This is a genomic window from Streptomyces sp. NPDC057271, assembly GCF_042668715.1.
GTDB lineage: Bacteria > Actinomycetota > Actinomycetes > Streptomycetales > Streptomycetaceae > Streptomyces.
The window spans coordinates 1-14,261 of record NZ_JBHUYJ010000081.1; the positions used below are offsets into that span (position 1 = coordinate 1).

At 70.0% G+C, this 14,261-nt stretch carries 14 protein-coding genes; 8 read left to right on the forward strand and 6 right to left on the reverse strand.

Annotated features, from left to right (window positions below; all coding sequences use genetic code 11):
* Positions 1-18: 18 nt before the first annotated feature.
* The 3 genes from ACFUJR_RS28800 to ACFUJR_RS28810 all read left to right on the forward strand — a co-directional run bounded on the left by ACFUJR_RS28800 (position 19) and on the right by ACFUJR_RS28810 (position 887).
* Positions 19-387, forward strand: a complete 369-nt coding sequence (locus ACFUJR_RS28800; protein ID WP_383450881.1) for an IS200/IS605 family accessory protein TnpB-related protein — start codon at positions 19-21, stop codon at positions 385-387.
* Positions 293-586 (forward strand): hypothetical protein, encoded by a 294-nt coding sequence (locus ACFUJR_RS28805; RefSeq protein ID WP_383450872.1) that lies wholly within the window; start codon positions 293-295, stop codon positions 584-586. The genes ACFUJR_RS28800 and ACFUJR_RS28805 overlap by 95 nt, the downstream gene beginning before the upstream one ends.
* A gap of 82 nt (positions 587-668) precedes the next feature.
* On the forward strand, positions 669-887 hold the full coding sequence (locus tag ACFUJR_RS28810) for a YcxB family protein (RefSeq protein ID WP_383450875.1): 219 nt from the start codon (positions 669-671) through the stop codon (positions 885-887).
* A gap of 302 nt (positions 888-1,189) precedes the next feature.
* Here ACFUJR_RS28810 and ACFUJR_RS28815 read toward each other — a convergent pair whose 3' ends face one another.
* Genes ACFUJR_RS28815 through ACFUJR_RS28830 form a run of 4 tightly spaced genes read right to left on the reverse strand, consistent with a single transcriptional unit; the run spans position 1,190 to position 4,367 of the window.
* Complete coding sequence (locus ACFUJR_RS28815; protein ID WP_383179693.1) at positions 1,190-1,600, reverse strand: Fur family transcriptional regulator; 411 nt, start codon at positions 1,598-1,600, stop codon at positions 1,190-1,192.
* A gap of 46 nt (positions 1,601-1,646) precedes the next feature.
* Complete coding sequence (locus tag ACFUJR_RS28820) at positions 1,647-2,558, reverse strand: metal ABC transporter permease (protein WP_383179696.1); 912 nt, start codon at positions 2,556-2,558, stop codon at positions 1,647-1,649.
* A 16-nt stretch (positions 2,559-2,574) separates the two neighbouring features.
* The gene (locus ACFUJR_RS28825; RefSeq protein ID WP_383179699.1) at positions 2,575-3,345 is read right to left on the reverse strand and encodes a metal ABC transporter ATP-binding protein; all 771 of its coding nucleotides are present in this window, start codon (positions 3,343-3,345) and stop codon (positions 2,575-2,577) included.
* 23 nt (positions 3,346-3,368) lie between these two features.
* Positions 3,369-4,367, reverse strand: a complete 999-nt coding sequence (locus tag ACFUJR_RS28830; protein ID WP_383179702.1) for a metal ABC transporter substrate-binding protein — start codon at positions 4,365-4,367, stop codon at positions 3,369-3,371.
* Positions 4,368-4,441: 74 nt separating this feature from the next.
* On the opposite strand from ACFUJR_RS28830, the gene ACFUJR_RS28835 reads away from it, so the two are divergent.
* Both ACFUJR_RS28835 and ACFUJR_RS28840 read left to right on the forward strand, forming a co-directional pair.
* The gene (locus tag ACFUJR_RS28835; protein WP_383179706.1) at positions 4,442-5,920 is read left to right on the forward strand and encodes a hypothetical protein; all 1,479 of its coding nucleotides are present in this window, start codon (positions 4,442-4,444) and stop codon (positions 5,918-5,920) included.
* Positions 5,921-5,986: 66 nt separating this feature from the next.
* Positions 5,987-7,369, forward strand: a complete 1,383-nt coding sequence (locus tag ACFUJR_RS28840; RefSeq protein WP_361679966.1) for a glycine--tRNA ligase — start codon at positions 5,987-5,989, stop codon at positions 7,367-7,369.
* Between the two features lie 71 nt (positions 7,370-7,440).
* Here the strand turns inward: ACFUJR_RS28840 and ACFUJR_RS28845 are convergent, their stop codons facing one another.
* Positions 7,441-8,028, reverse strand: coding sequence for a TetR family transcriptional regulator (locus tag ACFUJR_RS28845; protein WP_383179710.1), 588 nt, complete (start codon positions 8,026-8,028; stop codon positions 7,441-7,443).
* Positions 8,029-8,060: 32 nt separating this feature from the next.
* Complete coding sequence (locus ACFUJR_RS28850; protein WP_383179713.1) at positions 8,061-9,095, reverse strand: aldo/keto reductase; 1,035 nt, start codon at positions 9,093-9,095, stop codon at positions 8,061-8,063.
* A 255-nt stretch (positions 9,096-9,350) separates the two neighbouring features.
* On the opposite strand from ACFUJR_RS28850, the gene ACFUJR_RS28855 reads away from it, so the two are divergent.
* The 3 genes from ACFUJR_RS28855 to ppdK all read left to right on the forward strand — a co-directional run bounded on the left by ACFUJR_RS28855 (position 9,351) and on the right by ppdK (position 14,000).
* On the forward strand, positions 9,351-9,563 hold the full coding sequence (locus ACFUJR_RS28855) for a DUF6243 family protein (RefSeq protein WP_383179716.1): 213 nt from the start codon (positions 9,351-9,353) through the stop codon (positions 9,561-9,563).
* A 211-nt stretch (positions 9,564-9,774) separates the two neighbouring features.
* The gene (gene dusB / locus ACFUJR_RS28860; RefSeq protein ID WP_383180718.1) at positions 9,775-10,911 is read left to right on the forward strand and encodes a tRNA dihydrouridine synthase DusB; all 1,137 of its coding nucleotides are present in this window, start codon (positions 9,775-9,777) and stop codon (positions 10,909-10,911) included.
* Positions 10,912-11,288: 377 nt separating this feature from the next.
* Positions 11,289-14,000, forward strand: a complete 2,712-nt coding sequence (ppdK, locus tag ACFUJR_RS28865; RefSeq protein ID WP_383180721.1) for a pyruvate, phosphate dikinase — start codon at positions 11,289-11,291, stop codon at positions 13,998-14,000.
* Positions 14,001-14,261 lie beyond the last annotated feature (261 nt).

Below are 14,261 nucleotides of genomic sequence, written 5' to 3' on the forward strand. Positions count from 1 at the left end.
AACCGTGTGCACCACCGGGTGGCGAACCTGCGGGAGAACCATCTCCACCAGGCCACCGCGCGTATCCCCGCCGAGTACGGCACCGTCGTGGTCGAGGACCTCAACGTGAAAGGCATGGTCCGCAACCGGCGTCTGTCCCGCCGTATCTCCGACGCGGCGTTCGGGGAACTGCGGCGCCAGCTCACGTACAAGACCCAGCGCCACGGTGGACGTCTGATCGTCGCCGACGAGCTCGGCCTCCTCGAAGACCTGCTCCCGCTGCGGTGTGGTGAAAGCCAAGCTGCCCCTCGGCGTGCGTGTCTTCGAGTGCGACGCCTGCGGACTCGTCCTGGACCGGGACGCGAACGCAGGCCACAACCTGACCGCCCTCGCGGCGGCCAACCGTAAAACGGGTACCGGAGTGGCCGGAGACCCGGGCCCCGCCCTCGTGGTGGTGCCGAAGCCTCGTGGAGCCAAGCAGAAGACCCGCACCGCCCGAACCCGCAAGGGGACGGGCACGCGGGCAGCTGGCGCAACACCCCACCAGGGGACGGAAACGAGAGATCGTCGACAGGACACCAGGCGCGAGCAACTCGCGCTCTGGTGACACCGTCACGAACCTTCCGGACGGAAACGCCCGGAATACTGAGAGTCGCTGAGACTCGAAGCAACGGGAGGTCCGGGCCGTCGTGGACGACGACGGGGTGACCTGGACGACGCGCGTCAGCGAGAACACGAGCCGGTGGGCGATGCTGCCCCTGTACGTCGAGACGCCCTCGCTCTTCGTCCTGCTCTCCGCCGACAGAGCGGGTGTCGGCGTCGCCGCGCTGCCCAAGCAGGGCGTGTCCGGCCCCGAGGACCTCGACCGGCTGCGGGCGATCCTGGAGCGTCGTGTGAAGCGGGTCTGACACCCGGCCCGAGGCTCCCGGCTCCGGCAGGCGGAAGGGGCCACCCCCAATCTCTCCCGTTTTGGGCCTTCCCTTCCCCCCCAAAAACCACCCCGCCCCCCTCCTAAAAACCCCACCCCCGGAGGGCGGAAGTCCCCGCCCCGGGTTCTTCCGGGGCGGCCCCTTCCGTACCGTCCGAAGACCGACGTGGCCGCCGTATGAAGACCTGACTGGCCGCGCCCGAAGACCTGACTGGCCGTACCGTCCGAAGACCTGCCTGGCCGTACCGTCCGAAGACCTGCCTGGCCGTACCGTCCGAAGACCTACGTGGCCGCGCACTCCGCGCAGGTGCCGAAGATCTCGACCGTGTGCGCCACGTTCACGAATCCGTGCTCGGACGCGATCGCCTCCGCCCACTGCTCCACCGCCGGGCCCTCCACCTCGACCGCCTTGCCGCAGACGCGGCAGACGAGATGGTGATGGTGGTCGCCGGTCGAGCAGCGGCGGTAGACCGTCTCGCCCTCGCTGGTGCGCAGCGCGTCGACCTCGCCGGCGTCCGCGAGGGTCTGGAGCGTGCGGTACACCGTGGTGAGGCCCACGGAGTCGCCACGGTGCTTGAGCATGTCGTGCAGTTCCTGAGCGCTGCGGAACTCGTCCACCTCGTCGAGTGCCGCCGCCACCGCGGCCCGCTGCTTGGTCGAGCGGCCGCGTACGGGGGGTCCTGCCGTCGCCACGGGGGCCTCCTAGTGATGTCGTCGCCCCCGCCATTCTGCCAGGCTGCTAGAGCGTGGAGTCTTCCGTCGGACGCCGCGTTCCCGGAACGGCCATGTCGCACTCCGCCGCGGAGGCGGACGAGGACGAGGCCGCGGCCTCGGCGGCCCGGGCACGGCGCCTGGCCAGGGGTGCCGAGAGAGCCGTCAGGACGATGAACACGCCGATCGCGAGCAGCACGATGAGCGAGCCCGGGGGCAGGTCCTGGTAGTACGTCGTCACGGTGCCCGTCAGCGTGACGCCGGTTCCGATGACGATCGCGAGGACGAAGGTCGCGCGGAACGAGCGGGACAGCTGCTGCGCCGCCGCCACCGGGACCACCATCAGCGCGCTGACGAGCAGCAGGCCGACGACCCGCATCGCGACCGTGACGGTCACGGCCGCCGTGATCGCGACGAGCAGGTTCAGGGCGCGCACCGGCAGGCCGGTGACGCGGGCGAACTCCTCGTCCTGGCTGACCGCGAAGAGCTGACGGCGCAGGCCGACGGTGACCAGCACGACGAAGGCGGCGAGGACGGCGATCGCGGTGACGTCCTCGGACGACACCGTGGACAGGGAGCCGAAGAGGTACGAGAGCAGGTTGGCGTTGGAGCCGCCGCCGACCTGGATCAGCATGACGCCGCCCGCCATGCCGCCGTAGAAGAGCAGGGCGAGCGCGAGGTCGCCGCGGGTACGCCCGTACGTCCGGATCAGCTCCATCAGCACGGCGCCGACGACGGCGACCAGGGTGGCCATCCAGACCGGGCTGCTGTTCAGCAGGAAGCCGAGGCCGACACCGGTCATGGCGACATGGCCGATGCCGTCGCCCATCAGCGCCTGGCGGCGCTGCACGAGGAAGATGCCGACGGCGGGCGCGGTGATGCCGACGAGGACGGCCGCGAGGAGCGCCCTCTGCATGAAGGCGGGTTCGAGGAATTCCATGATCAGGTCAGCTTCCTCAGGTCAGCAGACCCGTACGGAGCGGCTCACCGGCCGCGTGCGGATGGACGTGGTCGTGGCCGGGCAGGGCGTGCTGACCGACGGCCTGCGGCGGCGGGCCGTCGTGGACGACACAGCCGTCGCGGAGGACCACGGCCCGGTCGATCAGCGGCTCCAGGGGGCCCAGTTCGTGGAGCACGAGCAGCACACTGGTGCCGCCCGCGACCTGTTCGCGCAGGGTGGCGGCGAGGATCTCCTGGCTGGCGAGGTCGACGCCGGCCATCGGCTCGTCCATGATCAGCAGCTCGGGCCGGGAGGCGAGAGCGCGGGCGATCAGGACGCGCTGGTGCTGACCGCCGGAGAGGGCGCTCACCGAGTCCTTGGCCCGGTCGGCGAGGCCGACGAGGTCGATGGCCCGGTCGACGGCGGCCCGGTCGGCCTTGGTCAGCCAGCCGAACGTACGGCGGGAGAGCCGACCGGAGGAGACGACCTCGCGGATCGTGGCGGGGACGCCGGAGGCGGCGGTGGTGCGCTGAGGGACGTAACCGACGCGCGCCCACTCCCGGAACCGCTTCTGCTCGGTGCCGAAGAGGGAGATCGCGCCGCCGGTCAGCGGCACCTGGCCGATGATCGCGCGGACGGCGGTGGACTTGCCGGACCCGTTGGCGCCGAGCAGCGCGACGACCTCGCCGGGGTGCACGGCGAGGTCGACGCCGCGCAGGACGGGGCGCGCGCCGAGGGTCGCCGTGGCTCCGCGGACGGATATGACGGGCGTGACGGGCGCGCTCACGGGTGCCTCCTGCTCTGCGTGGGTCACTTCGCGCCGAGGGCCTTCTTCAGCGCGGCGAGGTTGGACTGCATGACCTCGATGTAGTCATCGCCCTTGGACCTGTCCGTGATTCCCTCCAGCGGGTCCAGGACGTCGGTCTTGAGGCCGGTGTCCTTCGCGAGGGTCTTCGCGGTCCTGTCGCTGGCGAGCGTCTCGAAGAAGACGGTGGAGACCTTCTCCTGCTTCGCGACGGAATGGAGCTCCTGGACACGGGCGGGGCTCGGCTCGGACTCGGGGTCGAGGCCGGTGATGCCCTCCTGGTCCAGGCCGTAGCGCTCGGCGAGGTAGCCGAAGGCGGAGTGCGTGGTGATGAAGGTCCTGGTGGTGGTGTTCCTCAGGCCGGTCTCGAACGCCGTGTCCAGGTCGCCGAGCTTCTTCACCAGGGCGTCGGTGTTCTTCCTGTAGTCGGCGGCGTGGTCCGGGTCGGCCTTCTCCAGGGACGCGCCGACCCCCTTGGCGACCTCGGCGAACTTCACCGGGTCCAGCCAGATGTGCGGGTCGGCGCCGGCCTCGGACTCCTGGCCGTCGTCGTGCCCCTCCTCCTCGTGCCCCTCCTCCTCGTGACCGTGTTCCTCGGAGCCGTGGTCGTGGCCGCCGTCGGTGCCGTGCGCCTCGAGCTTCGTGAGGGTGGTGGCGTCGACGGTGTGCGTGACGCCCGCCTGCTTGATCGCCTCGTCGACGGCGGGCTGGACGCCCTTGAGGTAGAGGATGTAGTCCGCCTCGCCGAGCGAGCCGATCTGCCTCGGCTTGAGCTCCAGGTCGTGCGGCTCGACGCCCGGCGCGGTCAGCGTCTCGACGGAGACGTGCGCGCCGCCTATCTGCTCGGCCAGGTACTGCATGGGATAGAACGACGCCACCACGCTGAGCCTGCCGTTCGCCTTGTCGGCGGCGCCGGACGTCCCCGAGCAGGCGGAGAGGGTGACGAGACCGAGCGCGACGGCTCCGGCGACGGCGGTGGTGGGTATCAGACGGCGTACGTTCATGACACTCATTTTCAACAAAACTGGAAACGGTTGTCAATTGCCTTACCTGTGTTCCGCCCCACTAGGGTGCGGCCATGCGGCGCACAGAGATCAACGGCATCCCTCTGTACTGGGACGACGTCCCCGGGCAGTTCGCCGTCCACCTCGTGTTCGGTACGGGGATCGTGGACGAGCCGCTTCCCCGCCTGGGGATCACCGAACTCGCCGGGCAGCTTGCCCTGGCCGCCGTCGCCGACGCCGCGCGCGCGTGCGACGAGATCGCCTGCGCCGCCGAGGACCGCTTCACGCGCTTCTCGGCCTCCGGCGAGCCCGAGCGGGTCGCCGAGTTCGTGAACCTGCTCTGCCGGGCGCTTGCCGAGCCTCCGGTGGACGGGCTCGCCGTCGCCGTGCGCAGGGTGCAGGCCCGCCGGCTCCGCGAGGAGTGCTGGGACCGGTTCCAGGAGCGCGAACTCGGCTTCCGTTACGGGCTGCGCGGGCCCGGCAGGGTCGCCTGGGCCGCCCCCGCCGTGGCCCACATCGGTGCCGCCGATGTCCGGGCCTGGGCCGCCGAGCGCTTCACCCGCGACGGCGCCGTGCTCGTACTCAGCGGGCGGCCGCCGACGGCCCTCGACCCGCGACTCCCGCAACCCCCGCACGGGCCGCGCGCCGGGCGGCCCGTCGTGGAGCCCCTTCCCGATGTCGCCGGCTGCTGGATCGAGGGGCCCGACGGGTACGGCGAGCAGGTCACGGTCTCCTTCGAGGGACCCGCCACGCCCGCTGGTCATCTCGCGGCGGACATCGCCCGGGGCCGGGCCCTGAGCGACGAACGCGTGACGGTGAACCTGACCGGGAGTCTGGAGGTCGCCTTCAGTTACGTGGGCGGCGGGCGCATGCTCTTCTGGCTGGTCGCCGAGACCGACGAGCTGGGCGTCCAGGGTGTCGCCGAAGGGCTCGACGCGACGCTCCGCGAGCTGGTCGAGCGCGGCCCGGCCGAGGGCGAGGTGCGGCGGGCCGAACGGGCCTGGTCCGAGCGGCTCGACGGGGACGACCAGCGGCACGGCCATCTCGTCACGGCGGCCCTCGACCACCTCGCCGGCCTGGAGGTATTCGACGTCGCGGGCGTACGGGCCCGGCTCGCGTCGCTCGGTCCCGCCGACGTCCGCACCGCCCTCGCCGCGTACGACTCGACCGCCGTGCTCACCCTGCCGGAACACTGCGCCCCCGGCCCGGACAGCCCCTTCGCGGCCGAGCCGGACCGCTCCGGGGGCGCGTTCCACGAGGCGTACGAGTACCGGCCGAAGTTCTTCGGGCCCGCCGGACGCGCGGATCGGATGTATCTGAGCGACGAGGGTCTCGCGCACTGGACGACGAACTGCCACCACGCCGTTCGCTGGCACCAGGTGGCCGGCCTGGGGGTGTTTCCCGAGGGGCGGCGGGTGCTCTACGGGGAGTGCGGGACGGTCATCGATATCCAGGCAGACTGGTACAAGTCGGGAGGCGATCTGATCGCCGCCGTCGACGCCCGTGTTCCGGCCTCGCTGCGCTTCCCGATGGGCGAGGCCGAACCGATTTGATACGGGGGGTGCGGGCGCCGGTAACCTGAAGCATTCGCACTTCGTCGTCGTAATGAAGAGAGCACCGTGGCCGCCGACAAGATCGACACCATCGTCAGCCTGAGCAAGCGCCGTGGCTTCGTCTACCCGTGCAGCGAGATCTACGGTGGCCAGCGTGCCGCCTGGGACTACGGACCGCTGGGTGTCGAACTCAAGGAGAACATCAAGCGCCAGTGGTGGCGTTACATGGTCACCGCGCGCGAGGACGTCGTCGGCATCGACTCGTCGGTGATCCTGGCCACCGAGGTCTGGGAGGCCTCCGGTCACGTCGCCACCTTCACCGACCCGCTGACCGAGTGCACCTCCTGCCACAAGCGCTACCGCGCCGACCACCTGGAGGAGGCGTACGAGGAGAAGCACGGCCGTCTCCCCGAGAACGGCCTCACCGACCTGAACTGCCCCAACTGCGGCAACAAGGGCACCTTCACCGAGCCCAAGCAGTTCTCCGGTCTGCTCTCCACGCACCTCGGCCCCACCCAGGACTCCGGCTCCGTCGCCTACCTGCGGCCCGAGACCGCGCAGGGCATCTTCACCAACTTCGGCCAGGTCCAGCAGACCTCGCGCAAGAAGCCCCCGTTCGGCATCGCGCAGATGGGCAAGTCCTTCCGGAACGAGATCACTCCGGGCAACTTCATCTTCCGCACCCGCGAGTTCGAGCAGATGGAGATGGAGTTCTTCGTCAAGCCGGGCGAGGACGAGCAGTGGCACGAGTACTGGATGGAGCAGCGCTGGAACTGGTACACGGGCCTGGGTCTCCGTGAGGAGAACATGCGCTGGTTCGAGCACCCGAAGGAGAAGCTCTCCCACTACTCGAAGCGCACCGCCGACATCGAGTACCGCTTCCAGTTCGGCGGCAGCGAGTGGGGCGAGCTCGAGGGTGTCGCCAACCGCACGGACTACGACCTGAAGGCGCACTCCAAGGCGTCCGGGAACGACCTGTTCTACTTCGACCAGGAGACCCAGGAGCGCTGGACCCCGTACGTCATCGAGCCCGCCGCCGGCGTCGGCCGCACCATGCTGGCCTTCCTGCTCGACGCGTACAACGAGGACGAGGCCCCGAACGCCAAGGGCGTCATGGAGAAGCGCACCGTGATGCGCCTCGACCCGCGCATCGCGCCGGTCAAGGTCGCCGTCCTGCCGCTCTCCCGCAACCCGCAGCTGTCGCCGAAGGCCAAGGGCCTCGCCGCCGACCTGCGGCAGAACTGGAACATCGAGTTCGACGACGCCGGCGCCATCGGCCGCCGCTACCGCCGCCAGGACGAGATCGGTACGCCGTTCTGCGTCACCGTCGACTTCGACACCCTGGACGACAACGCGGTGACCGTGCGCGAACGCGACACCATGAAGCAGGAGCGCGTCTCCCTCGACCAGATCCAGGGCTACCTGGGCAGCCGTCTCCTCGGCTGCTGACGGCCTGATCGCATACGCCGAAGCCCCCGGTTCCACCGGAACCGGGGGCTTCGCGCGTCGACCGGAACGGCCTACGGGCGCAGACCGCGCAGCAGGAGGTCGACCACCGCGTCGAACTCCGCCTGGATCGTGGGGCGTTGCCACTCCGGGGCGTAGGCCGGATCGTGGAACCGGGCCGTGGCCGCGAAGAGGGCGCGGGCCGTGCTGTCCGCATCGGGGGCGGTGAACTCGGCGCCCCGGACGCCCTCCTCGACGATCTCGCGCACCTGGTCGACCAGGACGCCGAGGTGGTCCTCGACCACTCCGCTGTTCTCGTCGAGCAGGACCTCGTAGGTGGCGAACAGCTCCGGGTCGTCACCCGCCTTGTGGCGCTTGGCGTCGAAGAGTCCGGCGAACCAGGCGCGGAGCTTCTCCGGGGCGGGCCGGCCCGTGGACCCGGTCAGCTCGGCCAGCGCGGCTTCCGTACGGGAGAGCCAGCGCGCCGTCACCGCCTCCCGCAGCGCCGCCTTCGTACGGAAGTGGCGGTAGACGCTGCCGTGGCTGACGCCGAGGACCCGGGCCACATCGACCACCGTCGCCTTCGCCGGGCCGTACCGCCGCAGCACCTCCTCCGTGGCTTCGAGGATGCGCTCTGCGGTCAGGGGGGTCTCGGTGGGCATGGGCTGACAGTACCTGTCAGCCGAAGCGCGGGTCAGTGCTCGCTGTCCAGGTGGGCCGTCTGGGCCGCCGGGTAGCGCTCGCCGGCCGCCGCGCCCGCGGGGACGGCCCGCTCGATCGCGGCCAGGTCTGCGGCGTCCAGGGTGACGTCCAGCGAGCCGAGGGCCTCCGTGAGCCTGTCCCGGCGGCGGGCGCCGATCAGCGGCACGATGTCGGCGCCGTGCACGGCGCTCTGCGCCAGGACCCAGGCGATGGCGGTCTGTGCGACCGTGACGCCCTTGGCCTCGGCGACAGTCCTCAGCCGGTCCACCAGGTCCAGGTTCCGGTGGAGGTTGTCGCCCTGGAAGCGGGGGGACATCCCACGGAAGTCGCCTGGGGTCAGCTCCCGGTCACGGGTGAAGTGACCGCTGATCAGACCGCGCGACAGCACGCCGTACGCCGTGATGCCGATGCCCAGCTCGCGCGCGGTCGGCAGGATCTTCTCCTCGATCCCCCGGGAGATCAGGGAGTACTCGATCTGGAGGTCGGCGATCGGGGCGACGGCCGCCGCCCGGCGCAGGGTGTCCGCGCCGACCTCGGAGAGCCCGATGTGGCGGACGTGTCCGGCCTCGACCAGCTCGGCGATCGCACCCACGGTCTCCTCGATCGGCACGTCGGGGTCGACGCGGGCGATCCGGTAGATGTCGATGTGGTCGGTGCCCAGGCGCTGCAGGGAGTACGCCGCGAAGTTCCGCACCGCTGCGGGGCGGCCGTCATAGCCGGTGAAGCCGCCCTCGACCGTGCGCAGGGCGCCGAACTTCACGCTGGTCAGGGCCTTCTCGCGGGTGGCCGCGGGGGCTGTGCGCAGGGCTTCCGCTATCAGCAGCTCGTTGTGCCCCATTCCGTAGAAGTCGCCGGTGTCGAGGAGCGTGACGCCGGCGTCGAGCGCGGCGTGGAGGGTCGCGATCGACTCGGCGCGGTCGCTCTCGCCGTACAGCGCGGACATGCCCATGCAGCCGAGGCCGAGGGCGGAGACCTGGGGGCCGGTGGCGCCGAGGCGGCGGGCGGGGAGGGTGCGGGCGGAGGTCATGGGTGTCTCCTCGGGAGGGACGCGGAACGTCGGGAGAGCGACGCATGACAACCATGGCATGACGGATGACAGATTTCAATCTTTGTCATTCGTGAGGGTGAGTGGAGGAAAACGGTGTGAGCGAGGCTCCGCGGCGGGGTAGCGTCTACGGCATGTCTTCGTTCTTCCAGATCTACGAGTGAGAGCGGCGGCGGGCCTCGACGCCCGCACCCGCCGGACGATCCCCTCACCACTTCTCATCAATGGGAGAACCCCATGGCCAAGGGCCGTAACAACCTGCTCGGCGTCGGCGGACAGCGCAAGAAGCTGTCCCGGGGCGACCAGCAGGGCGCCGTTCAGAGCAGCAACGCCGACCGCAAGGCCGCGGTCGACCAGAGGCAGGAGCTGCTGAAGAAGATGCGCGAGCGCGCGCTGGGCGCCGAAGGCACCGAGACCGCCGCCGCGGACACCGCGGGCGGCCAGGAGTAGCCGCAGCAGGCACGACGGCGTGGGCCCGGGTCACGGAAGCGACCCGGGCCCACGTGCGTCTCGACCTGGCCCACCGCGCCCGGCAGGCGCAGGCTCATGCGGCAGGTCGCCGGGACGACCCGCGTCCGGGCCGAGCGGCGCGGATGTGAGCTCGGGCATGTGCGGACCGTACGGCTGCCTCAGGACTGCCGCGGTGCGCGACAATGGCTGAATGACCGCGTTCTCCCCTCTCGCCATCGGGCCGCACATCGTGCAGCCGCCGGTGGTGCTCGCGCCGATGGCCGGCATCACCAACGCCCCTTTCCGTACCCTCTGCCGTGAGTACAGCGGCGGCAAGGGCCTGTTCGTGAGCGAGATGATCACGACGCGGGCGCTGGTGGAGCGCAACGAGAAGACCATGCAGCTCATCCGCTTCGACGCGAGCGAGAAGCCGCGGTCGATCCAGCTCTACGGCGTCGACCCCGTGACGGTCGGCAAGGCCGTGCGGATGATCGCGGACGAGGACCTGGCCGACCACATCGACCTGAACTTCGGCTGCCCGGTCCCCAAGGTGACCCGCAAGGGCGGCGGCTCGGCCCTCCCGTACAAGCGGCCGCTGCTGCGCGCGATCCTGAACGAGGCCGTCTCGAACGCGGGCGACCTGCCGGTCACGATGAAGATGCGCAAGGGCATCGACGACGACCACATCACCTATCTGGACGCGGGCCGGATCGCGGTCGAGGAGGGCGTGACCGCGATCGCCCTGCACGGGCGGACGGCGGCGCAGCACTACGGCGGTACGGCGGACTGGGACGCCATCGCGCGGCTCAAGGAGCACGTGCCGGAGATCCCGGTGCTCGGCAACGGCGACATCTGGTCGGCGGACGACGCGCTGCGGATGATGCGTGAGACCGGCTGCGACGGCGTGGTCGTGGGGCGCGGCTGCCTGGGGCGGCCGTGGCTCTTCGCCGATCTGGTGGCGGGCTTCGAGGGCACCGGCGCCTACGCCCAGCCAGGGCTGCGCGAGGTCGCGGACGCGATGGTGCGGCACGCGCGGCTGCTCGGCGAGTGGCTCGGGGACGAGTCGCGCGGTGTCATCGACTTCCGCAAGCACGTGGCCTGGTACCTGAAGGGCTTCTCGGTCGGTTCCGAGATGCGCAAGAAGCTGGCGATCACCTCGTCCCTGGACGAGCTGAGCGCTCAGTTGAGCGAGCTGGATCTGGACCAGCCGTGGCCGACGGGCGCGGACGGCCCGCGCGGCCGTACCTCGGGCAACAACCGCGTGGTGCTGCCGGACGGCTGGTTGAAGGACCCTTACGACTGTGCGGGTGTCAGCGAGGAGGCCGAGCTGGACACGTCCGGAGGGTGACCCCCGGCGGTCCGGATCGTGGAAAATCGGGCCGAAGTCCGGCGTGATCCTCGCCACCCTTGATAGGGGTGCTGCTCAGATGAGCAGATTACGGGGTGTTGTACTTGTGGAGGGGTGGCACTGGGTGCCATCCCTCCTGTGTTCAAGAGTTGAACGCAGATGCTCAAGAAGCCGCTCATGTGAGCGGGTAACCTCGGGTTTGAGTCAAGGGGACTTCGGAGTCTGAAAGCGGAAGCTACTCGTCAGTTACTTTCGATGCGCTGGCGGACGGGTGGTTAAGACCATGTGACCGGTAGGCATACCTCCACAGGGGCCTTCGATCTGGGTATGTTCCTCGCCGTCAGGGCAGCCACCGAGTCCTCGAGGAGTCGAGACACGTGTCGGAAAACAAAGATCAGAAGTTCGTGTACGACTTCACCGAGGGCAACAGGGACCTGAAGGACCTGCTCGGTGGCAAGGGTGCGAACCTCGCCGAGATGACCAACCTCGGCCTCCCGGTTCCCCCTGGCTTCACGATCACCACCGAGGCGTGCAAGGTCTACCTCGACAGCGGCTCCGAGCCGGTCGAACTCCGCGACGAGGTCAGCGCCCACCTGGACGCCCTTGAGCGGAAGATGGGCAAGAAGCTCGGTCAGGCCGACGACCCGCTGCTCGTCTCGGTACGTTCCGGCGCCAAGTTCTCCATGCCCGGCATGATGGACACGGTCCTGAACATCGGCCTCTCCGACGCGTCCGTCGAGGGCCTGACCGCGCAGGCCGGCGACGCGCGCTTCGCCTGGGACTCGTACCGCCGCCTCATCCAGATGTTCGGCAAGACCGTCCTCGGCGTCGACGGCGAGCTCTTCGAGGAGGCGCTCGACGAGGCCAAGGCCGCCAAGAAGATCACCGTCGACACCGACCTCGACGCGGCCGACCTGAAGAAGATCGTCAAGCACTTCAAGAAGATCGTGAAGGCCGAGGCCGGCCGCGACTTCCCGCAGGACCCGCGCGAGCAGATGGACCTCGCCATCGAGGCCGTCTTCAACTCCTGGAACACCGACCGCGCCAAGCTCTACCGTCGCCAGGAGCGCATCCCACACGACCTGGGCACCGCCGTCAACGTCTGCTCCATGGTCTTCGGCAACCTCGGCCCGGACTCCGGCACCGGCGTCGCCTTCACCCGCGACCCCGCCTCCGGCCACCAGGGAGTCTACGGCGACTACCTGCAGAACGCGCAGGGCGAGGACGTCGTCGCCGGTATCCGCAACACCGTGCCGCTGGCCGAGCTGGAGTCGATCGACAAGGCGTCGTACGACCAGCTGATGCAGATCATGGAGACCCTGGAGACGCACTACAAGGATCTCTGCGACATCGAGTTCACGATCGAGCGCGGCCAGCTGTGGATGCTGCAGACCCGCGTCGGCAAGCGCACCGCCGGCGCCGCCTTCCGTATCGCGACCCAGCTCGTCGACCAGGGCCTGATCGACGAGGCCGAGGCGCTCCAGCGCGTCAACGGCGCCCAGCTCGCCCAGCTGATGTTCCCCAAGTTCGACGAGGACGCCAAGGTCGAGCAGATCGGCCGCGGCATCGCCGCCTCCCCGGGCGCGGCCGTCGGCAAGGCCGTCTTCGACTCGTACACGGCCGTCAAGTGGTCGCGCTCCGGCGAGAAGGTCATCCTCATCCGCCGTGAGACCAACCCGGACGACCTGGACGGCATGATCGCCGCCGAGGGCATCCTCACCTCGCGCGGCGGCAAGACCTCGCACGCGGCCGTCGTCGCCCGCGGCATGGGCAAGACCTGTGTCTGCGGGGCCGAGGAGCTCGAGGTCGACACCAAGCGCCGCCGGATGACCACCTCCTCCGGTGTGGTCGTCGAGGAGGGCGACGTCGTCTCCATCGACGGCTCCACCGGCAAGGTGTACCTCGGTGAGGTACCCGTCGTACCGTCCCCGGTCGTCGAGTACTTCGAGGGCCGGATGCACGCCGGCGCCGACGACGCCGACGAGCTGGTCGCCGCCGTCCACCGGATCATGGCCTACGCCGACCGTGTCCGCCGGCTGCGCGTCCGCGCCAACGCCGACAACGCCGAGGACGCCTCGCGCGCCCGCCGCTTCGGCGCCCAGGGCATCGGTCTCTGCCGCACGGAGCACATGTTCCTCGGCGAGCGCCGCGAGATGGTCGAGAAGCTGATCCTCGCCGACACCGACGAGGAGCGGACCGAGGCCCTGGAGGCCCTGCTCCCGCTGCAGAAGAAGGACTTCGTCGAGCTCTTCGAGGCCATGGACGGGCTGCCCGTCACGGTCCGGCTGCTCGACCCGCCGCTGCACGAGTTCCTGCCCGACATCACCGAGCTGTCGGTACGCGTCGCCCTCGCCGAGGCCCGAAAGGAGCCGCACGAGAACGAGCTGCGCCTGCTCCAGGCCGTGCACCGGCTGCACGAGCAGAACCCGATGCTGGGCCTGCGCGGCGTCCGGCTCGGCCTGGTCATCCCCGGCCTGTTCACCATGCAGGTCCGGGCGATCGCCGAGGCCGCGGCCCAGCGCATCGAGGCCAAGGGCGACCCGCGCGCCGAGATCATGATCCCGCTCGTCGGCACCGTCCAGGAGCTGGAGATCGTCCGCGACGAGGCCGAGCAGGTCATCGCCGAGGTCCAGGCCAAGACCGGTGTGGAGCTGAAGCTCGCGCTCGGCACCATGATCGAGCTGCCGCGCGCCGCCGTGACCGCCGGTCAGATCGCCGAGGCCGCCGAGTTCTTCTCCTTCGGCACCAACGACCTCACCCAGACCGTGTGGGGCTTCTCCCGCGACGACGTGGAGGCCAGCTTCTTCACCGCGTACCTGGAGAAGGGCATCTTCGGTGTCTCGCCGTTCGAGACCATCGACAAGGACGGCGTGGGCGCCCTGGTCCGCAGCGCCGTCCAGGCCGGCCGGGCCACCCGCCCGGACATCAAGCTCGGCGTCTGCGGCGAGCACGGTGGCGACCCGGAGTCGGTGCACTTCTTCCACGAGGTCGGACTCGACTACGTCTCCTGCTCGCCGTTCCGGATCCCGGTGGCGCGCCTGGAGGCCGGCCGTGCCGCGGCGGAGGCGAAGGGCTCCGACAGCCGCTGAGCCATCGGCTCGGCCCTGCTGGACGGCCGCTGACCGGACGTTCAGTAGCAAAGGTCACCGGAGTCGCCGCTCGTCCCCGACCCTCAACCGATGGGCGGCGGCTCCGGGTCGCAAGAGAGATGGGGCGGACACCTTGTGCGGAGGTGTCCGCCCCGTCGTATTTCGTCCACCCCGGAGCGACCCCGGGATGTTCGCCGGATGTGAGTTTATGTTCAATCGAGGCCGATTGAATTATTGGTCGTTGAACTTTCGGTATTGAAC

Bases quoted from the DNA above. Each gene is read 5' to 3' on its own strand.
- dusB (WP_383180718.1), top strand. From the start codon at position 9,775: ATGACCGCGTTCTCCCCTCTCGCCATCGGGCCGCACATCGTGCAGCCG.
- ACFUJR_RS28820 (WP_383179696.1), bottom strand. From the start codon at position 2,558: ATGGAATTCCTCGAACCCGCCTTCATGCAGAGGGCGCTCCTCGCGGCC.
- ACFUJR_RS28835 (WP_383179706.1), top strand. From the start codon at position 4,442: ATGCGGCGCACAGAGATCAACGGCATCCCTCTGTACTGGGACGACGTC.
- ACFUJR_RS28850 (WP_383179713.1), bottom strand. From the start codon at position 9,095: ATGACCTCCGCCCGCACCCTCCCCGCCCGCCGCCTCGGCGCCACCGGC.
- ACFUJR_RS28855 (WP_383179716.1), top strand. From the start codon at position 9,351: ATGGCCAAGGGCCGTAACAACCTGCTCGGCGTCGGCGGACAGCGCAAG.
- ACFUJR_RS28845 (WP_383179710.1), bottom strand. From the start codon at position 8,028: ATGCCCACCGAGACCCCCCTGACCGCAGAGCGCATCCTCGAAGCCACG.
- ACFUJR_RS28830 (WP_383179702.1), bottom strand. From the start codon at position 4,367: ATGAACGTACGCCGTCTGATACCCACCACCGCCGTCGCCGGAGCCGTC.